The sequence below is a fragment of the Streptomyces sp. DT2A-34 genome, assembly GCF_030499515.1.
Lineage (GTDB): Bacteria > Actinomycetota > Actinomycetes > Streptomycetales > Streptomycetaceae > Streptomyces.
The window spans coordinates 5,135,168-5,154,376 of sequence record NZ_JASTWJ010000001.1 but is presented as its reverse complement, the minus strand read 5'-3'; the positions used below and the strand labels follow the sequence as shown (position 1 = coordinate 5,154,376).

Here is a 19,209-nt window from a genome sequence, read left to right as displayed (position 1 = left end):
CCTGAGCCACGCCTAGCGGACCAGCCCCAGCTCAGGATCCTCGCGCAGCTTCCCGAGCGCTCGGGACACCGCCGACTTCACCGTGCCGACGGAGACCCCGAGCACCTCGGCCGTCTGGACCTCGCTGAGATCCTCGTAGTACCGCAGGACGACCATCGCCCGCTGCCGCGCCGGCAGCCGCATGATCGCGCGCCACATCGCGTCGTGCAGCGCCTGCTTCTCCGCCGGGTCGTCGTGGCCGGGGGTGGGCTCCGGCTCGGGCAGTTCGTCGCAGGCGAACTCGTCGACCTTGCGCTTGCGCCACTGCGACGTCCGCGTGTTCAGCAGCGCCCTGCGCACATAGCCGTCGAGCGCGCGATGGTCCTCGATGCGCTCCCAGGCGACGTAGGTCTTGGTGAGCGCGGTCTGCAGCAGGTCCTCCGCGTCGCTCGGGTTCGCGGTCAGCGAGCGGGCGGTACGCAACAGCACCGGCTGGCGGGCCCGCACGTACGAGGCGAAGGAGGGATACGTCGCATTCGGCAGGGACCGCGTCGCGGCGTCGGAAGCGCTGGTGCAGACGGGTGTGGTCATGGCTCCACGCTATGAGCGGCCCCTGCTCCAGCGGATCGGCCGCAGGTGCCGAAGCGACGTCCGCCTCAGGTTGTAGGGGTGGTGCTGACTCCACCTCCTGAAGGTGGACGAGCGGGGGACGGATACTGCGGGATTACCCCTGGGGGTCACCCGTCGGCAGCAAGGACCAGACCCGACGTCGGCACGCCCGTACCCGCCGTCACCAGCACCCGCCCGGCCCCGGATATCTGGTTCACGGACGTCCCCCGCACCTGCCTCACCCCCTCCGCGATGCCGTTCATCCCGTGCAGATACGCCTCCCCCAGCTGCCCCCCGTGCGTGTTGAGCGGCAGCCGCTCCTCGGCCACGAAGGCCCCGGCCTCCCCCTTTCCGCAGAACCCGAACTCCTCCAACTGCATCAGCACGAAAGGAGTGAAGTGGTCGTACAGGATGCCCACGTCGATCTCCCCCGGCCCCAGCCCCGCCGTCCGCCACAGCTGCCGCGCCACCACGGCCATCTCCGGCAGACCGGTGAGGTCGTCCCGGTAGAAGCTCGTCATCTGCTCCTGCCCTCGGCCGGCGCCCTGGGCCGCCGCCGCTATGACGGCCGGGGGGCGGGGCAGGTCACGGGCCCGTTCGACGGACGTGACGACGAGTGCCTGGCCGCCGTCCGTCTCCTGGCAGCAGTCCAGCAGCCGCAGCGGCTCGACGATCCAGCGCGAGGCCGCGTGGTCGGCGAGGGTGATGGGTCTGCCGTGGAAGTACGCGGCCGGGTTGGTCGCCGCGTACTTGCGGTCGACGACGGCCACATGCCCGAACACCTCCGGCGTCAGCCCGTACGTATGCAGATACCGCTGGGCCGCCATCGCCACCCACGATGCGGGCGTGAGCAGCCCGAACGGCAGCGACCAGCCGAGCGCCGCACCCTCCGCCGACGGCTCCCGATGCCGCACCCCCGACCCGAAGCGCCGCCCCGACCGCTCGTTGAACGCGCGATAGCAGACCACCACCTCCGCGACGCCCGTCGCGACGGCGAGCGCCGCCTGCTGGACGGTCGCGCAGGCCGCGCCGCCGCCGTAGTGGACCCGGGAGAAGAAGGACAGCTCACCCATCCCGCAGGCCTGGGCCACGGTGATCTCCGGGCTGGTGTCCATCGTGAACGTCACCATCCCGTCCACGTCCCCGGGCGTCAGCCCCGCGTCGTCCAGCGCGGCCCGCACCGCCTCCACGGCCAGCCGGAGCTCACTGCGCCCCGAGTCCTTGGAGAACTCGGTGGCCCCGACACCGACAATCGCCGCCCGACCGGCGAGGGCGTCCCGCGCGCGAACGCTCATGCCGGGCCCTCCGACGACGCGGTGACCGCAGCCCCGGCCGGGACGGTCACCGTCACCGTGCCGGTCACGTGTCTGCCGATGCCGTTCGCGCCGACCACCCGTACCGTCACCGTGTCGCCGTCGACCTCCTCGACCGTGCCCGTCAACACCATCGCGTCTCCGGGGTAGTTGGGCGCCCCGAGTCGTATGGCCACCTTGCGCAGTACGGCCGTCGGTCCGAAGTGGTCGGTGATGTAGCGGCCGACCAGGCCATTGGTCGTGAGGATGTTCATGAAGATGTCGGGAGCGCCCTTCTGGCGGGCCAACTCGGCGTCGTGGTGCACGTCCTGGTAGTCGCGCGAGGCGATGGCCCCCGCGACGATCAGGGTGCGGGTGATCGGGACCTCCAGCGGCGGCAGTTCGTCACCGGCCTTGATACGGTTCCCCGCCACGCCCTCACCGGCCCTCATGCGACAACCTCCCCGAGGTGCTGGGACTCCTGAGCGCGCCAGACCGGCAGCACCAACCCCTCGTCGTGCTCCTGGAATTCGAGCCGCACCGGCAGCCCGATCCGCACCTTGTCGTACGGCACCCCCACCACGTTGCCGATCATCCGCACGCCCTCGGCCAGTTCGATCAGGCCGACCGCGTAGGGCGGGTCGAAGGCGGGGAACGGCGGGTGGTGCATCACGACGTACGAATAGACAGTCCCCTCGCCGCTCGCCTCGACCTTGTCCCACTCCAGGCCGCCGCAGGCGTTGCAGCCGGGCAGCCAGGGGTGGCGCAGGGTGCCGCAGCCGGTGCAGCGCTGAATGAGCAGGCTGTGCCGCTGGACGCCCTCCCAGAAGGCGGCGTTGTCACGGTTGACCACGGGGCGGGGGCGAGCGGGCTTGTTGCGTGGCCCCGACTGACCGGAGTGACGTGACTGACCGGACTGGCCGGCCAGACGTGACTGACCGGCGGGGCCTGACTGACCGGCGGGACGTGGCTGACCGGCGGGACGTATGGGTGCGTACTTGAGGATGCGGAAGCGGTGGGTGCCCGCCAGGTCGGTGCCGACGCGGATGTCCATGCGGGTCGTGACGAAGTACCCCGTGCCGAGCTTCGTCGTCTTCCTCTCCGACACCGACTCGATCACCGAGTCGAAGGTGATCTCGTCCCCGGGCCGCAGGGGCCGTAGATACTCCTGCTCGCAGTCGGTGGCGACCACCGAGGTGCAGCCCGCCTCGTCGAGCAGGCCGAGCAGCTCCTCGTACGCGTGCGCGCGGCCCGTATGGCCGGAGAGGCCGCTCATGGTCCACACCTGGAGCATGGTGGGCGGAGCGATGGCGTCCGGTCCCGAGTACGCCGGGTTGGTGTCGCCCATGGCCTCGCACCAGTGCCGGATCATGGGCGCGTTGACGGCGTCCTTGCCCGCACGCGACACAGCGGCGCGCTGCCCCTCGTAGGCCTTCAGCCGCGTCTCGAACTCCTCGCGCGCTTCCGCTTCATGGCTCACCACGGGCTCGTAGCCCACCGTCGCCCCCTCGTCCTCATCGCCCCACGGCGCATCGCACTGACGAAGATTTCTGACTGTCCGTCAGATGTGCAGCACTGTCAAGGCCGCAGCGGGCCGTCACAGGTCACCAGAAGGCCGTCGGAGGTCACCGGAAGGCCGCGAAAAGGCCAGGAGGGACACGGAAAGCCAGGAGGAACACGGAAAACGCCTGCGCGGCGGCACCGAAGTACCGCCGCGCAGACGCGTTGCACCCCACAGCACACCCCACAGATCCGAGAGGGCCGGCGCCTGAGCACCGGGGCGCCGGCCCCCTCAGCTCACCACCAGAGCGGAGTGAAGTTGACGGCCGTGTTGTCGTTGCCCTGGTTGACGGCCGTGAACGCCGAGCCGTTGACCTGGGCCGTGTTGCTCTGGTTCGAGGCACCGGAGCCGGTCGCCTGCTGCTGTGTGGTGGACGAGGTGCCGTAGTTGTCGCCGCCGACCCCGCTGCCGATGAGGCCCTGGGCGGCGTTCGTGACGGCCACGCTGGATCCGTCGTCCGCGAAGGCGCCGCTGTCCGCCGTCGCGACGCCGGTGAACAGTACGGCGGCGAGCGGGAGTGCGGAGACGGCTGCGATGACGCGGGCGGTACGGATGCTTGCCATGTTGTTCCTCCAGAACAGGTGCGCCCAGGCTCCCCAGCCGGACGCATAGGTAGTGCATGAAGTACTGCTTCTTCCAAGGCAGTTGGCCGACCACCCTGGAGCTGTGCACGACGTCGCGAGTTCAGAGTTGCCCACCGAATCCCCGGCGAACCACCCCGGAAGCGCCCATTCGCCCTGAAGCGTGATGACAAGTCGATAAACCCTTTCGCCACTTCTAGCCGCCCAAGACGGGCGGTACGGACAGCACCGCCTCAAGCCCCACAAGGGGCGAAAGGTTCCAGCAGTCCGCGGCGAACCCCCGCCGAACCGGCGAGTCGCCCGGCGAGTCGTCCGGCGAGTCGTCCGTCGGGTCACACCCCTCCCCCCTTTCTTTCTTCGAACATTCGTACGAACATAGAGTCATGGCCACCACCGACCGGCAGGCCACGACTCTGGCCCTCGCACACGCCCTGTCAGCCGCCGAACGCGGACTGGCCGTCATCCCCCTGTCCCGGACGAAGCTCCCGGCCCTGCGCTCCCCGCACCGCGACGACCCCGGCCCCGCCCCCTGCCACGGCGAGTGCGGCCGCTTCGGGCACGGGGTCTACGACGCCTCCACCGACCCCGCCCGCATCCGCGAACTCTTCGCGGCCGCCCCCTGGGCCACGGGCTACGGCATCGCGTGCGGCCTGCCGCCGCACCACCTGATCGGCATCGACCTCGACACCAAATCCGGTACGGACTCCTCGGCCGCCCTGCGCGAACTGGCGCTGCGCCACCTGTTCACGATTCCGCCCACGGTGGTCGTCCTGACCCCCAGCGGCGGCCGCCACCTCTGGCTGACCGGCCCGCCCGACGTCGTCGTCCCCAACTCGGCGGGCCGCCTCGCACCCGGCATCGACATCCGCGGCGCCGGCGGCTACCTCGTCGGCCCCGGCTCCCGCACCGACCACGGCGTCTACAGCACCGCCCCCGGCACCTCCCACATCACCCCCGCGCCCTGTCCGCGCGCCCTCCTGCGCCTTCTGCTCCCTCCGCCCCGCACGCACCACCCCACGCCCCCGTCGACCGGCGGTCACGGGCAAGGACTCGTCCAGTTCGTGCTCGCCGCCCACGAGGGCCAGCGCAACACCCGCCTGTTCTGGGCCGCCTGCCGCGCCTACGAGGACGGCATCGGCCCCGCCCTCACCGACCCCCTCGTCGAGGCGGCCCTCAACACCGGCCTGACCGAGCGCGAGGCCCGCGCGACGATCGCGTCGGCTGCGCGGATGACGGCGCACCGGCCCTGACGGGCGCGCCCGGGGTCCGGCACGCCCGACGGGGTGCCCGGGCCTCTCAGGCGCCGACAGGACAACCGAGGCTCGCAGGCGCCTGACAGACCTTGAAACGCACGGGAGCCAGATGCACCACCGCCCTGGAGTGCCGACCATGTCGCTGACCCGCGTCGTCCTCACGTCCGGCCGCTCGCTCGACCTCTCCGAGCTGCGGTTCTCCTCGACGTACGGCGGAATGCTGGAGGGCTACCCGTGCAAGCCGGTCAACGACATGAAGATCAAGGGCCTCCTCCGCGCCGCGGAGCACGCCCACCCCGCCGTGCCGGTGCACCTCGTTCCGCCGCCGCGCGAGTATCCCGACCAGTACGCGGGCGCGTTCGGCCCGGTCGAGGTGCTGCCGTGGGTGGCCTGCGTGGGCGCCTTCCACTCCACGGCCCTCGACCGCGACCGCGACCCGGTCCTGTATCGCTCCGCCCTCACGATCATCTGGTTCCAGCCCACCGCACGCGTGCCGTCCGGCTGCGACGCGGAGGAGGCACTGCGGGAAGTCGAGTGGGAGGGGCTGGCTCGGGACTACGAGCTCTGGACGGACTGCGAACTCCAGACGGGACTACGAGCTCCAGACGACCCTACGAGCCCCAGACCGGGCCTACCGCCTGGAACGGGACTACGACCTCTGGCCCCACGCCCCTCCAACGACAGCCGTGGCGGAGAAATCGACTTGCCCCGAGGGGGAACCCGTCTGCCAGGGTCGGCCGATGAGCATTTCCCGACGTGACCTGATGCGCTGGCAGTCCGATCTCACCTGGGCGTTGTTCGAGTACCACCTCGAACGGCTCCGCCCCGAGGACTTCCTGTGGGAACCGGGGCCGCACTGCTGGACGGTGCGTCCGGCAGCCGACGGCACCTGGGTACCGGACTGGGCGGACACCGAGCCCGATCCCGTCCCCGTGCCGACCATCGCCTGGGTGAGCTGGCACATCGGCTGGTGGTGGAGCGTGGCCACCGACCATCTGCGGGGCCGCCCGCCCCGGGAGCGGACCGACGTCACCTGGCCCGACGACGGGATGGCGACCGTCGCCTGGCTTCGGGACCTGCGTGCGGACTGGCTGGCCGCGCTGGAACGGCTCGACGACACGGACCTGGACGCCACGGCGCCGTTCCCCTGGCCGAACGACCCGCAGTACACCGTCGCCCACATGATCGGCTGGGTGAACGCCGAACTGATGAAGAACGTCGCGGAGATCGGGCAGTTGAGGCTGCTACGGGCGCAGCAGCCGGGACACTGATCCGTCGCCGCCGACGCCGCACCGGTGGGTGTGTCCCGGCAAGATGTCCGGCTTGGCAATCAGCACCAAAATGGTCTCTATCTGCTTGCTTTGCGCTGGATCGGAGACGCCATGCAGGTTCTCAAGCTTGAGCAGAAGCGCTCGCTGTCCCGCCTTGAGGCGGCCGATCAGCTCGATGCGCTCGCGACCGCACTGCGGGAAGGCGGGGATGCCGAACTGGAACTCGCCCCTTGGAAGCTGAGCCTGCCGATACCGGACGACCTTCGCGGCGAGATCGAGGTCGAGGTCAGTGACGGAGAGATCGAGCTGGAGATCGAGTTCAAGTGGCCGACCGCTCCAGGCCCAGCGAAGGCCGGAGGCAGCCGGAAGAACACGGCCGCCGGTCCCCCCGGGCGAACCCGCACCGGCGGAGGCAGAACCTCGAAGCGGACTACCGCGACGAAGTCGTGAGCCACACCAAAGCCCGCCTTCATGCTGTTGCCCGGCATACATGACGTGCCCAGCATGCGAACCGCTTCGGCCACTCCACGCGGCCCGACTGCAAGAAGGGGCGCCCGAAAATCCGGGCCCCCCTTCTCACCTGGCCTTATGCCGCCTGACAAGCGGTGGGTGTGGGATTTGAACCCACGGTGACTCGCGCCACGACGGTTTTCAAGACCGTTCCCTTAGGCCGCTCGGGCAACCCACCTGCGCACCGCCCACCAGGGGCGGAGCGGGTACAGCGTACCGGGCGCGGACGCCGCTCGGGGTACGTGGTCCACACGGGGTCCACTTGCCCTGCTCTCGGCCGCCAGTGATCAGCACACCGTCCACGGCCTCACGCCAGCATAGGGAAAGCACCGTACTCGCGGCGCTGGCACAGAGCAGGACTCCTCAGCGGCGCCGCCATGATCTTTCTCGTGGAGCACGACCTTCTGATCCGTAGGATCGGGCACCCCGTTGGGCTGGGACTTTACTTACATTCGCGCTGGTCACTGACCGTCGTGATCGTCAACCTCGGTGTGCTGTCGTTGCCGTCAATGCTGCCGTCAAACGGATCACGCCCAGACCCACTAACCCGGGCGGGCTGTGGAGCTGCCTGAGCGTGGCACGACGGGCCCGCCTGGTCTCGCCCCACGCTGGCCCCAGCCCGAACAGGTGGATAAGGACCGGGTCTGCGCCCCAGCCAGGGAATGCAGGAGTGCGCTGGCAACTGAATTGATTGGTGGTTGGAGGGCGGGCTGCCCATCAATGAACCGGCTGATTGGGTCAGGTCGACATCGACCTGACCTCGACGAAAGCCGGTCCGCCATTTCCGTCTCGCAGGCACTCCGCCCCATCTCCGGATCGCCGCCGTCCACCCGCTTGCTGGCACAGCGCTCACGTGGCCGAGTTGCTCGGCGGCTGGATCTCCTCGTCCCGTTCGTCCTCACCTTGGTCAGTGGGCTCTGGGGGATCCGGCGGCAGGGATCGTTGTGGATGGACGAGGCAGTCACATACGACATGGCCCACCGGCCACTGTCAGTGTTGTGGGCGACATTGGGTCATGCCGACGCCGTTCACGGTTTGTACTACCTGTTGATGCACGGCGTGTTCCGACTGTGGGAGGGCGGTGTCGTCGCCCTCCGGCTGCCGTCCGTAGTCGCTATGGCGTGTGCCGCGGCCGGGGTTGCCGCCATCGGCCGGCGGCTGGTTGGGCCGAGCTGCGGCTTATTGGCTGGCGTCGTGTTCACCCTCCTGCCAGTGGTTCAGCGCTATACGCAGGAGGGACGCTCCTACGCCCTCGTGACGGCACTGGTGGTCGCTGCCACCTGGGCTCTACTGAGAGCCTGCACGCGTCCCCGTTTCGCCGCATGGGTGGGATACGGACTGTTGACCTCTCTGGCGATTCTGTTGCACGAATTCGCCATTCTCGCTTTGGCCGCGCACGGTGTGACGCTGCTCGTCGCTCACGTGCCGCGTGCTGTGACCCGGGCTTGGGGAACAGTGGCCGCTTGTTCTGTCATGCTCGCCGCTCCACTGATGTTGTTGAGCATGCGGCAGGCACAGCAGGTCGCTTGGATCGAAGTGTCCTTTGCAAGCGATGTGGCCGGGTTCGCGCTGTTGGCCGTCGTCGGACTCGTCTGCGCGGCGCTGCTGACCCGGCTCGGCATGAGTGGACCTCGTGTACAGCCCGCGGCGTTGGACCTGCCGTCGCTCAGTCTGCCCCTGCTGCTGGTCCCGCCCGCGCTGCTCCTGCTGGCGTCCACGGTGAAGCCCCTCTATGTCGATCGGTACGTGCTGTATGCCCAGGCCGGGCTGGCTCTGTTGGCAGGTACGGCGCTGGAGGCGCTGTGGGGGGCGCTGCATCGTCGCCGCGAAATCATCCTTGTAACGGTGGTCGCCGCAGCTCTGGCAGTGGAGGTGCCAGCCGTTTCGCACCTGCGGAGTCCGGCCAGCCGCGCTGACGATGTCACGGCTATCTCACATGCGTTGGAGCAGGCTGCCAGGCTCGGTGACGGGGTGCTCTTTGTCCCCGGAAGTCGGCGGGTGTGGGCACTGCAACGAACTCCCAGGTCACTCGGGCTCACTGACCTCTCCGTGGCTTCATCCCCTCATGCCTCGCGCACTCTCTATGGCGCTGAAGCACCTCCCGAAGAGCTCCGACAGCGCATGTTGCATGCGTCACGCATTGTGGTGCTGCGTGAACCGGCGCGCGAGGCTGCTGAGTCAACTGAGGGGGAGCGTGTCAAACAGCGCCTGTTGAAACGGTGGTTCACACCGTGCAGCAGCCGAGCCCTGGGCACAGCCCGCATCGAGGTACACGTGCGCAAGGGGAAGTGCTGACCGACGGCTCCGCACGACCAGCCGCAGCAGCAGAGTCACACCGGCCCCGGGAGGGAATCATCAGCCAGCAGACGGAACGGAGTTCATCCTCCGCTGACAGCACTGGGACCGTCGTGCTTCGACCGTCACCACGTCACCGGCGTCTTGCCCTACGCCGACTCGCGCCGATGGGAATTCCCTTCGCAGCTTCTCTGGTCGTGGGAATGTGGGGAATTGACCGCCAGAACAGCATGTGGCGAGACGAGTCCGTTACGTACCAGGTGGCGCATCGGTCACTGAGCGACATCTGGACGCTGCTCGGGCACATTGATGCTGTGCACGGCTTGTACTACCTCGTCATGCACGTGGTCTTCAGCATGTGGGACGGAGGACTCGTCGCCCTTCGGGCGCCTTCGGTAGTGGCAGTGTCGATGGCCGCGGCCGGAGTAGGGGCGCTCGGGGCCCGTTTAGCCGGCTATCGGGTCGGTACCCTCGCCGGGCTGGTCTCTGCGGTGTTGCCGATGGTGCAGCAGTACGCTCAGGAGGGGCGCTCGTACGCGTTGGTGTACGCAGTAGTCGTCTGGTCAACGTACTTCGTCGTCCGCGCGTTGGCCCAACCGAAGAGTCGTTGGTGGTGGAGCTATGCCGGGGCTCTGATCCTGGCCTGTTGGCTCCATGAGTTCGCCGCGCTGGCCATGGTCGCGCATGGGGTAGCACTGTGGTTGCTGCACGCGACGCGTACGGTCTGGCATCGATGGTCCGCCTGTGGTGTCGGGGTACTCGTGGCAACTATCCCGCTGGCCGTGGTGAGCGCTGGACAATCCGAACGGCAACTGGGTTGGCTAGGTCGCCCGAGCCTCACGTCGTGGTGGCACTACGCCGCGATCTCAGGAGCCGGGTTGCTCCTTGCATGGGTGCTTCGGCGGGCACGTGCGACTCAAGACTCAGATGCCTCACGCCGCGTGCTGATTGTCTTCTCCGCCTCGTTGCTGGTCGTCCCATCCGGCTTGCTGATGACGGTGTCTCTAGTGAAGCCGTGGTATGTCGACCGCTACGTCATCTACACCATGGCGGGGCTGGCGCTACTTGTAGGGGCTGGACTGGACCTAGCGATCAGTCGGCGGCATCTGTTCTCTCGGCTTTGGCAGGTAGGTGTTGCCATTGTGGCGGTTGCAGCGGCATTGGCGATCCTGGTGCCGTGGTCCCTTCTTATGCGGACGCCGGAGAGCCGCAAGGACGATGTTGTCGCCATTGCAGAGGCCGTGGATCGTAGCGCAGCCGAAGGAGACGGAGTCCTGTTCATGCCGTCGCGGCGCCGCGAGTGGCTGCTGTCGCACCCCTCGGTGTACCAGCGGCTGAATGACTTGGCACTCGCTCAATCCCCTGCGGCCTCCGGCACGTTGCAAGGAACCGAGGACAGTGCAGCTGGGATCCGTCGGCAGATGCTGGCCTCTGGCCGGATCCTCGCGCTGATGGACCCCGCAGGCCAGCCCCTCGATCCGTATCCGCAGGAGGTGGTGAAGCGGAAGACGCTCAAGGACGACTTCCAGGTCTGCGAACGCACGCAGCTTCGGGGTGCTCAACTCGTGGTGTACGCCCGTCCCGGCAAGTGCGGGAAGGCGTGACTCCGTGGGTATGGGAGAAGAACCGAGTGGGCCCCGCCGTCGGACAAGGTGTTCTGCCCAAGCGACCTGTACAGGGATACCCTGCCGGCAGAACGCAGGGCACCTGTGCAGCGCCACACACCGACAGACAGGCGGGATGACGAAGTGGCCGGACGATTTATCGTGATTGCCCTGTTCGGGTGGGCCCTGGTCGGCACAGTGCTGGCCTTCGTGCTGAGCAGTCGACTGATCTCGAAGTTCGCGGAGTCAGCGCGCGCTCTACCGGACGATGTGGGCAACGACGTGCGTCAGCAGCGAAGTCGCCAACTATCACGCGAGATTGCCCCAGCTCGTAGGGTCCTGACTTCGGCACTCGTGTGCCTGCTCGCCGCGATCGCGATCACACTGCTGACCTGAGTGGGAGCGCATGCCGTGGGTGTCGGCTCACGGCATGCCCTTTTCCTCGATCACTTCGTTGACATGGTCGAGGTACTTGGTGCGGGCCTCCGCGAGCTTGTCAAAATATGCATCGTGCTGCTTGATAGCCTGATTCTGCAGTTTCGTCTCGGCCTCGAACAACGCACTCACCAGGTTCACGTGGCTCTTGCACTGAACATCCGCGACCGCTACCGCCTTTTCAGTGGATGAGGCGTCTTCCGATTCCTTCTTCCACCAGCGAGGGTCACCAATCGCCTCATCAGGCGTCCCGTATACGTATCCCTGACTCTTCATGCATTCAGACCACCGGCGGGTGATCCGCAGGACACCCGGATCCTTCTTCGCCGCGGTAAGTAGTTCTGAACTCAGCCGGTTGAAGAGGTGATAATCGGCGCTTACGCCACCGCGTTCTAGAACATTATTGGCCTTGTAGCCGCAACCGCTCTTCTCTTTGTATGCCGCCTGCATTCCGTCGCGGTCAAGATGCTTGTCGCGCTCATCGCGCTGCTGTTGGACATCTTGATTCCCAGAGAGGATGGCCGAGTTCGCATGGTAGCCAAATTCTCGCGCCACCTGCACTTCAATAACGCCATATCGGCGCCGATTCTTTATCTCATCTACCCGCGAGGGGTAGTGCAACATATTCCATTCCTGGCCGCGCTTCTCCATGCATTCCCCGATGAGGAAGTCGCGAGCCTTCGCTACTGTGTAGTTTTCCTGTTGGGTGAGCTCGTACTTGTCGAACGGCAGGACCAGGTCGAGCACTTCCCTGGTCGGTTTGGGCGCCCCTGCCTGCTGAAATGCTGCATCGGTAGGGCCTTCGGACGTGCAACCCGCCGTGAGCGTGAGACAGCCGAGCAGCAGGGCTGCATATCTCTTCTTCATCGAACACCTTGCGCGTGATCCGATAGCTGGCCTCAAGGGAGCGGGTGGTGCCGACAAAACGTCTGCACCACCCGTGGCATGCGATTAGCGGAAGTCCACGCAGCTGGCCTTGTTGTCGAAGCCGTTGTTGCTGAAATCCGAGTCGACGGAGTTCGGCCTCGCGAAGTACTGGTCACCGGAGCAGCCGTTGTCCTGCCACAGCACAACGTCGCTGCCCGTCTGGTTCTTCATCGAGCTGGCGCCGTTGTCGACGAGGCTGCTGGTGCCATTCCAGTAGGTGTTGTTGAGGTACCGGTCGTCACCGGAGAAGTTCTTGCTGGAGCCGCCGTAGCTGTCGTGCTGGAAGAGCCAGAAGTAGGTGGCCTGGACACCGGTCTCGCTGGCGTTGGCCGTCTGGGCGACACCCATCAGTGCCGCGCCGGCGAGCGCAACGGAGCTGAGACCAGCGATTATCGCTTTGCGCATTTGATTCTCCCGTTTTGATTGGCATCGGTCAGCGACCGCGCGCTGGCACAATGCGAAATGCATGCACCTTGCCCGTAGAACGAGCAATTGCGAGGTCTTTTCTTGCCGCCAACAATCCAATGCGAATGTCGCGATCACGTCAATGATCTATGGCTCAGATGGCTAAATCCGATAAGCAGGCCCAGCTGGATCAATGAGTCTGACTGGATGCGTGATCAGCGCATATATGACGGAATTACACATTCCGGATTACTGCGTTCCGGATCATCGTTGGCCAGATGAGGCGCTTGAGCAGCATGGGGCGAGCGAGCTGACGGCGACATAGGTGGCGATCCCAAGGTCGTGGTCAGGCGGGGACTGACGGACAGCGAACAGCTGTCACGGGTGCTCTCGGTTGAAGTACCACATGATCCAGATACTCAGCCCGCTCGCGACGAGAACTACAAGCAGGATCGTCAGAGCCTGCATGCGGCGAGCAGTCCGCGCGATTTCCGCCGCGGCACGGTCATGCTCGGTGATGCTGGCCATGAGGAAGTCGGCTTCGAGATCATTAAGGATCTCGGCAGGACGATTCTCTGGCGTCGCGAACTCTGTACGTGCCGCACTCAGGAGTATGCCTCGGTACAGGGCGCCGGGGTCCTCCCCGAGCACTTTCCAGGTCTGAGCCGCCTCGGTCAGTCGCCGATGGAGGTGCAGCCGCTCACGCTCCTCGTCCACCCAGCGTTTCAGCCGCGGCCATGCCGTGATCAGTGCTTCGTGGGCGAGCTCCACGCTGTCATCATCGACCGTCAACAACCTTGCTGCGATGAGCTGTTCCAAGACCTCCGCATGGACTTCGTTGGTCTGGAGCTCCGTCCGAGAAACTGGGCGCCGCGTGTCCGGGGCCCCTTCTCCCGGAGACACCAATCTGAGAAGCATGGCGCGAGCAGCGCTCGCCTGTTCCGGCCCGAGGCCAGTGAACACCCCCTCGGCTGTGTGCGCGACAGCCCCTCGAATGCCGCCGATCGCCTGGTAGGCAGCCAGGGTCAGGCGCCTTCCCGTACGACGCCGCCACAGCTCAAGCAACGTATGCGACATCAGCGGCAGCCCACCTGGTTCGTCCGTGACCTCCTCAAGGAGCTGATCAGTCACCATGCGTTCCACGAGGAGTCCAGCCTGTTGCGCCGGCCGGACAATCGCCTCACGCAATCGTTCCGGTGGCATCGACGAGATGAGCAAATGAGCCCTGTTCACCGCATCAGCCAGGCCCTGGTGGTCTGCGCAGTGCCCATAGAAGTCGGCCCGTACCGCGATGAGGACGCGCAGTTGGTTACGCGTCTTCTGTGCAGTCAGCAGCAGGTCGATGAACTCGACACGCTCCTGGGGGCTATGGCAAAGGGTGAAAATTTCCTCAAACTGGTCCACCAACAGGACAGTGTCGCGCCCTTCCTGGTCAGGTAGAGCTAGGAGAGAGCGAAGCGCGTGCACCGGGTCTGGCCCAGGGGTACAGATTCGAATGGCCCCCGGCTGTAAGCCATCTGCAGCACGCTGGAGTTGAGATACAAGACCCGCTCGCAGCAGCGAAGACTTACCACTGCCAGAGGCACCCACCAGGGCAACGACCCGGTGCTGGGCGATCAGATGGGCCAACCGCTCGACTTCGGGCGTGCGTCCGAAGAAGAGGTGTCGATCATCCGCGCCATAGCGGGTGAGTCCTCGGTACGGCGCTTCGCCGTCATCGTCATCTGCACTCTGCCCTGCGTGGGCGTCTGCTGCTGCCTGCCAGCGCCGGGCCCACTCGCCCTCGTCTCCGCCACACGCATGGACGTACGCGAGCGTAACGGGCAGGGTGGGGAGTTTGCGTCCTGCTGCTGCCTCGGACAATGTGGGCGCAGAGTAGCCAGCACGATGGGCTAGCTCTCGATACGTGGGACTTCCGGCCTCGGCTCTGAGCTGGCGCAGCTCATAGGCCAACCGCTGAACTGGTCCGTCGACATGATCAAGAGCCTTCTCCCGGCGCCCCACGTCACTCCACTCCCCTTATCGGCGCCTGCGGCGCCTTCACGGCAGACGCTTATGTCAACACACTCAATGACAAGTAGGCGCCAGCGATCGAGATACTGTCATCTTGACGCGAATAGCGTGCTGAGCTCCGGCCTGGTCTGAGATGCTGGACGCATCGCGTGAGAGGGGCGGCGTTCATGCAATGGAAGACCCATGGCGAGCGGCAGATCTACACCAACAAGTGGGTGAATCTGTGCTTGGTCGACGTCCAGCAGCCGGATGGACGCAGGTGGGAGTACCACGTTGTTCGTCTCCGGCACCTGGCCGTGGCTGCGGTGGTCAATGACCGAAAAGAGGTCCTGCTGATGTGGCGGCACCGCTTCATCACGGACTCGTGGGCCTGGGAGTTGCCCATGGGCCTCGTCGAGGAGGGCGAGACCCCGGAGGAGGCAGCGGCACGTGAAGTGCTGGAGGAGACGGGCTGGCGCCCGGGCCCCATCAAGCCCCTGATCTACGCCGAGCCGGCCAACGGGATCACCGACTCCCAGCACCACGTTTTCCGGATGGACGGCGCGACCTACGCCGGTCCGCCCACGGAGAAGAACGAGTCGGACCGCATCGAGTGGGTTCCTCTCTCAGAGGTGCGGGGCATGATCGACCGCCAGGAGGTCGTGAGCAGTGGTTCGCTGGTCGGTCTGCTGTACCTGCTCATGGATGAAGCGATCCGCTGACTGGCGGGAGGAGTGCCCGTAGTCGTGCCTCGAGGCCAGGGCTACGGGCTCCTGCCGATGTGGAGCCAACTGGTCGTAGAACTCCCGGAGATGGCCTGAGACTCGCTCGGAGGCTACTGCCGATGCTGGCTCCAGAGCTTGGGTGGCGGTGTTGCACGCCTGGTCGAGCTTGCCTTGATCCAGCTGCGTACGGGCAAGCCAGAACGAGTGGAATGCCCGGCCGCGCTGGTTGGTGTGGGCCTCTCGTCGTAACGCTTCCGCGATCAGGGGTTCGGCGGTGGCTGCTTCGCCCAGTCGGCCGTGGGCGATGCCCGTGTCCACGATCAGCTTCGTCTCGTCGAAGTACGCCACCCAGGACGGGTCCGGGTCGCTCGCCCGAATCCGCTCGAAATGGCAGTGCGCCTCCCCGATTGCCTGGTGTGTGGAGTCCCGGTTGCCAAGGGTGGCGTGAGCGAAGGCTTCGCGCATCGACAGCATCGACAGGACCCGCGGTGTGGTGTCGACGGCCGAGCGGGCCTGGTCCTGGGCGGCCGTCACGAAGGCCAGCGAGTCAGCGGGCTTGTCCTGGTACGTGCCCTGCAAGCTCATGCAGGCAAGGACGTTGGCCATGAATTGGCGGTCGTCGATCTCCTTGGCCAGTTGCAGGGCCTCGGTGAAGTACGCACGGGCTTGGTTGTACTGGCGGGCGTCGAAGTAGGTCCAGCCGGTGAGTCGTGCCAGCTCGGCGGCGATTCCGTACAGGCTCTTCTGGATGGACGGCGGCCGGTTTTCCTTTAAGAGACCGACGAGGTGGCGCAGTTGTCCGACGATGGCCGGCCGTAGTGCCTCCCCTCCGTGCTGGTCGTCTCGTCGCCAGTAGTCCTCAATAGAGGAGCGGAAGGCTTCAAGCGTGGCTGCGTTCAGGCTCGTTCGTGTGGCCAGCGCCAGGATGCTGTCCACATCGGGGCCAGGTAGGGCCGCGGGAGTCTGCGACTCAGGCTCCGGCTCCTGCGGCGCCTCTCGCTCGGTGACCACGAGGGCTTGAGGTGTCTCCCACACTCGACGGGCAAGCCCAGCATGTGTCCTGGGATGCGCAAACCATCTGCGATGCGCTCGATGACGTCCATGTGTTGCAACTGACGCTGCCCGGCGATGACTTCGCCGACTCGGCTGGGAGTCAGCTCACAGCGTCTGGCGATCATGGATGGGTAGATGCCCGCCTTGATCTTCACCAGCCGGAAGACTCGGGCGAAGTCCCGCACTCGACACGCGTCGATCATCTCGGGATCGGTGAGCAGCCTGGCTGGCAGTTCCTGCGGCCGGTCTGCGTCGGGCATCGGCAAGCTCCCACACTGCGAGGGCTACGCAACGTCGCTGGTTCTCTACTTGCCGCGATGTTACCCAAGTTGGGTAATCAGCCTGACCTTTTGGCAAGGGCCCTGGGATCGCGATGCTCCTTTCCATGGCGAGCAACCAGCAGACCAGACCAGGCATCGGTGCACTGGCGAAGGACAGTGCCCGAGACCGGATCGGCGTCGTCATGGGTGAGGTCGGCGGTCGGGTGCAGATAAGGCCGATCGGCGGCGGCACGGAATGGGATGCCATGCCGGACAACGTGGTGACGCCGACTGCGCGGGAGGAACTCAGCGCACGCCTGGCCATCGGGAACCGCAACAGTCGGAATGGACTGTGATGCGCACAATCGGCCGGTACGCAGGAGTCCTGTTCGTCATCGTGATCAGCGCCTCGTGCGGCCTGGTGATCGGCATGGCTCTCGCCATGGGCCAGTAGACGGGTCGCCCCGGACGGGTGCCAACTCCCCGGTTCCCTCTGCCCCGTTCGGGGCGGCCATCCAACCCACGCAGCGCCACAGACAAGGAGTATTCGCATGACGGCAACGGCGAAGGATCTGAAGACCGGTCGCGCGGTGGCTGGTGAGGAGTTGTTCGAGAGCCTCGCCCACTTCGTGGTCGTTCACAACGGGCAGTCGCGCGAGCGTGCCGAGCGGATCGCGGATCAGGCGGTCGCCTTCCTGGTCACCGCTGCCACGGCCACCGTCCCCATGGTCCCGTCGGACGACGTGGACCTCGGCCTGCACGCGCTCATCCTGCACACGAAGGAATACGCGAAGCTGTGCGAGCGGTACGCGGGCCGCTTCCTGCACCACAACCCGAAGCCGGGCGGCGGGCCCCGCGACCCGGAGAAGGTGATCACGTCGGCACGCGCCATGAAGGCGGCCGGGTTCATGGTCTTCGACGACCTGTGGACCATGGACGGCACGAACCTCGCGCAGTGCGACTCGGACTGCGGCCGACCGTACGGTCAGGACTTCCAGGACTAGCACAGGACAACAGCGGCGCGGCCGGCCTCGACTCGTGGTCGGCCGCGTTCGCCCGGAAGGAGAACAGACGTTGTCCGGGTCACCCCCTGAACTGCCGATCGTGGTGCTCGATGCGCTCATGCCCACAGCCCAACGTTTGGTCCTCAACCGCCGAGGCTCCATGGTCTGGGAGGTGGAGAGCCATCGGGGTCACTACGCCGGGAAGGTCGGCTATCCGATCGAGGCCACGGCCGACTGGTCCGCCCAACCCTGGACTGCCCTCGCGCCCGCACGCGAAGGGGCCGTGCTGCTTCGCCTCGGCCTGGTCGACCTCGCATACGGCGAATGGGAGCGCGGAACGTGGAACTTCCAGCCGTGGCACGAAGGACCGAACCTGTACCAGCTGTGGGAGCCGTGCCGTAGGCCGGGGTCGTCCATCACACCGCACACCAGCGTGGCGTTGGGTTGCGTCGAGGCACTGGCCGAACTCCACGCCAAGGGCTGGGCGCACGGTGATGTGCAGCCCGCCCACTTCATGTTCCTCGGAGAACGAAGGGAGATGTGTGATGTTGGCCGCGAAGTGCGGGGGCGGTGGGGCGTCCGTTCGGATTCAAGCGAAGCGCACTGGATGCAATCCGACTTCTTCGCCTCGCCGTGGGCCTGGATCTCCCGGTTCGCCCTGTCCGCCGAGTGGGGCGCCAGTTGGTCATGCCTCCCGCCATGCGGGCCGCGCAGAAAGGTTCTTGCCCGCTGGACGGGAGCGTGAGGCCGGAGCCTTCGAACGTGTCCGGTCGGAGCGGTAGACCTGACTCACCAGGCGCGATGGCTGCTAGTTGGCCTGCGCGGGCAAGCCCGGATTCGGCTGACTCTGGATGGCGCGATGACACGGAATAGGCACGGAAGCAAGGCGGGGAGCGGGAAATGACCGAGCATGAAATAGCCGTGCTGGATGCGGAGTTGACCGACGTGTGCGCGGCGGTTGCCCGGTTGGATGCAATGGTGCAGCGGTTGGCGACCGCTATTTCCGCTGCTGAGCCTCCACGATCTCCAGAAGCCGAGTCACCGTCTCCTCAAGCCGCTTGATGTCGGCCTTCATGGCCTTCATGTCCTCGGCGAGGGATTCCGCGCTGAGGCCGGGAGCGTCGCCGGCTGTCTCAGCCTGCTCCTCCTGGTCCTGCTCGCCGGGGGCTGCGTCGGCCGACGCGGTGGCGACGCTGTTGCGGACGAAGCTGCCCCGGCCCTGAACGCTGTAGACCAGCCCTTCGCTCTTGAGTAGCCGTAGCGCGTTCTGCACGGTGCTGCTGGCGATGCCGTAACGGTCCTGGAGGGCTCGAGACGAGGGCAGCTTGTCGCCGGGCTTCAGTCGCCCACTGCTGATCTCCCTGCGCAGGACCTCGGCCGCCTGGACGTAAGGCGGCCGGGAGTCGTCTTCAAGCGGCAGTGTCATGCCCGCAGGATACGGCGCTTACCCCAC

19 protein-coding genes, 1 tRNA gene and 2 pseudogenes are annotated in these 19,209 nt (G+C 66.4%); 11 read left to right on the top strand and 11 right to left on the bottom strand.

Translation table 11 applies throughout. The features are described from left to right. Nucleotides 1–12 precede the first annotated feature (12 nt). The 5 genes from QQM39_RS22845 to QQM39_RS22825 all read right to left on the bottom strand — a co-directional run bounded on the left by QQM39_RS22845 (nt 13) and on the right by QQM39_RS22825 (nt 4,004). A complete protein-coding gene (locus QQM39_RS22845) occupies nt 13–570 on the bottom strand; it encodes a SigE family RNA polymerase sigma factor (RefSeq protein WP_301999308.1) in 558 nt (185 codons plus the stop codon). Between the two features lie 146 nt (nt 571–716). Further along, nucleotides 717–1,883 (bottom strand): lipid-transfer protein, encoded by a 1,167-nt coding sequence (locus QQM39_RS22840; protein WP_301999306.1) that lies wholly within the window; start codon nt 1,881–1,883, stop codon nt 717–719. After that, complete coding sequence (locus QQM39_RS22835) at nt 1,880–2,299, bottom strand: MaoC family dehydratase (protein WP_302003689.1); 420 nt, start codon at nt 2,297–2,299, stop codon at nt 1,880–1,882. The genes QQM39_RS22840 and QQM39_RS22835 overlap by 4 nt, the downstream gene beginning before the upstream one ends. Nucleotides 2,300–2,328: 29 nt before the next feature. Continuing rightward, nucleotides 2,329–3,378: a bifunctional MaoC family dehydratase N-terminal/OB-fold nucleic acid binding domain-containing protein gene (locus tag QQM39_RS22830; RefSeq protein ID WP_301999304.1), complete on the bottom strand. Its 1,050-nt coding sequence runs from the start codon at nt 3,376–3,378 to the stop codon at nt 2,329–2,331. Nucleotides 3,379–3,677: 299 nt separating this feature from the next. Beyond that, entirely contained in the window at nt 3,678–4,004 is a 327-nt protein-coding gene (locus QQM39_RS22825; protein ID WP_301999303.1) for a hypothetical protein, read from the bottom strand. A gap of 401 nt (nt 4,005–4,405) precedes the next feature. Between QQM39_RS22825 and QQM39_RS22820 the strand changes: the two genes are divergently transcribed. From QQM39_RS22820 to QQM39_RS22805, 4 genes and pseudogenes are all read left to right on the top strand, one after another. Further along, nucleotides 4,406–5,272, top strand: a complete 867-nt coding sequence (locus QQM39_RS22820) for a bifunctional DNA primase/polymerase (RefSeq protein WP_301999301.1) — start codon at nt 4,406–4,408, stop codon at nt 5,270–5,272. 112 nt (nt 5,273–5,384) lie between these two features. Then, nucleotides 5,385–5,840 (top strand): annotated as a pseudogene (locus tag QQM39_RS22815) (hypothetical protein); the annotation flags it as partial. 175 nt (nt 5,841–6,015) lie between these two features. Continuing rightward, nucleotides 6,016–6,546, top strand: coding sequence for a DinB family protein (locus QQM39_RS22810; protein ID WP_301999299.1), 531 nt, complete (start codon nt 6,016–6,018; stop codon nt 6,544–6,546). 24 nt (nt 6,547–6,570) lie between these two features. After that, a complete protein-coding gene (locus QQM39_RS22805) occupies nt 6,571–6,996 on the top strand; it encodes an amphi-Trp domain-containing protein (RefSeq protein ID WP_301999298.1) in 426 nt (141 codons plus the stop codon). 153 nt (nt 6,997–7,149) lie between these two features. Here the strand turns inward: QQM39_RS22805 and QQM39_RS22800 are convergent. Then, nucleotides 7,150–7,234, bottom strand: a tRNA-Ser gene (locus tag QQM39_RS22800). 770 nt (nt 7,235–8,004) lie between these two features. On the opposite strand from QQM39_RS22800, the gene QQM39_RS22795 reads away from it, so the two are divergent. From QQM39_RS22795 to QQM39_RS22785, 3 genes are all read left to right on the top strand, one after another. Further along, nucleotides 8,005–9,351: a glycosyltransferase family 39 protein gene (locus tag QQM39_RS22795; protein ID WP_301999296.1), complete on the top strand. Its 1,347-nt coding sequence runs from the start codon at nt 8,005–8,007 to the stop codon at nt 9,349–9,351. Between the two features lie 167 nt (nt 9,352–9,518). Next, nucleotides 9,519–10,955 (top strand): glycosyltransferase family 39 protein, encoded by a 1,437-nt coding sequence (locus QQM39_RS22790; protein WP_301999294.1) that lies wholly within the window; start codon nt 9,519–9,521, stop codon nt 10,953–10,955. Nucleotides 10,956–11,099: 144 nt separating this feature from the next. Then, a complete protein-coding gene (locus QQM39_RS22785; RefSeq protein WP_301999292.1) occupies nt 11,100–11,351 on the top strand; it encodes a hypothetical protein in 252 nt (83 codons plus the stop codon). Between the two features lie 27 nt (nt 11,352–11,378). Here QQM39_RS22785 and QQM39_RS22780 read toward each other — a convergent pair whose 3' ends face one another. From QQM39_RS22780 to QQM39_RS46245, 3 genes are all read right to left on the bottom strand, one after another. Next, the gene (locus QQM39_RS22780) at nt 11,379–12,257 is read right to left on the bottom strand and encodes a hypothetical protein (protein ID WP_301999291.1); all 879 of its coding nucleotides are present in this window, start codon (nt 12,255–12,257) and stop codon (nt 11,379–11,381) included. Between the two features lie 84 nt (nt 12,258–12,341). After that, on the bottom strand, nt 12,342–12,722 hold the full coding sequence (locus QQM39_RS22775; RefSeq protein WP_301999289.1) for a peptidase inhibitor family I36 protein: 381 nt from the start codon (nt 12,720–12,722) through the stop codon (nt 12,342–12,344). 378 nt (nt 12,723–13,100) lie between these two features. Next, a complete protein-coding gene (locus tag QQM39_RS46245; RefSeq protein ID WP_367669001.1) occupies nt 13,101–14,726 on the bottom strand; it encodes a helix-turn-helix domain-containing protein in 1,626 nt (541 codons plus the stop codon). Between the two features lie 176 nt (nt 14,727–14,902). Here QQM39_RS46245 and QQM39_RS22765 point away from each other — a divergent pair, with 176 nt between their 5' ends. Then, complete coding sequence (locus tag QQM39_RS22765) at nt 14,903–15,436, top strand: NUDIX hydrolase (RefSeq protein ID WP_301999285.1); 534 nt, start codon at nt 14,903–14,905, stop codon at nt 15,434–15,436. Here QQM39_RS22765 and QQM39_RS22760 read toward each other — a convergent pair. Beyond that, a pseudogene (locus tag QQM39_RS22760) lies at nt 15,414–16,752 on the bottom strand (hypothetical protein). The gene QQM39_RS22765 and the pseudogene QQM39_RS22760 overlap by 23 nt on opposite strands. 113 nt (nt 16,753–16,865) lie before the next feature. Here QQM39_RS22760 and QQM39_RS22755 point away from each other — a divergent pair. From QQM39_RS22755 to QQM39_RS22745, 3 genes are all read left to right on the top strand, one after another. Next, entirely contained in the window at nt 16,866–17,108 is a 243-nt protein-coding gene (locus QQM39_RS22755) for a hypothetical protein (protein ID WP_301999283.1), read from the top strand. Between the two features lie 195 nt (nt 17,109–17,303). Continuing rightward, a complete protein-coding gene (locus QQM39_RS22750) occupies nt 17,304–17,756 on the top strand; it encodes a hypothetical protein (protein ID WP_301999282.1) in 453 nt (150 codons plus the stop codon). A 70-nt stretch (nt 17,757–17,826) separates the two neighbouring features. Further along, nucleotides 17,827–18,501 (top strand): hypothetical protein, encoded by a 675-nt coding sequence (locus QQM39_RS22745; protein ID WP_301999280.1) that lies wholly within the window; start codon nt 17,827–17,829, stop codon nt 18,499–18,501. A gap of 252 nt (nt 18,502–18,753) precedes the next feature. Here QQM39_RS22745 and QQM39_RS22740 read toward each other — a convergent pair whose 3' ends face one another. After that, nucleotides 18,754–19,182 (bottom strand): GntR family transcriptional regulator, encoded by a 429-nt coding sequence (locus QQM39_RS22740; RefSeq protein WP_301999278.1) that lies wholly within the window; start codon nt 19,180–19,182, stop codon nt 18,754–18,756. Between the last annotated feature and the right edge of the window lie 27 nt (nt 19,183–19,209).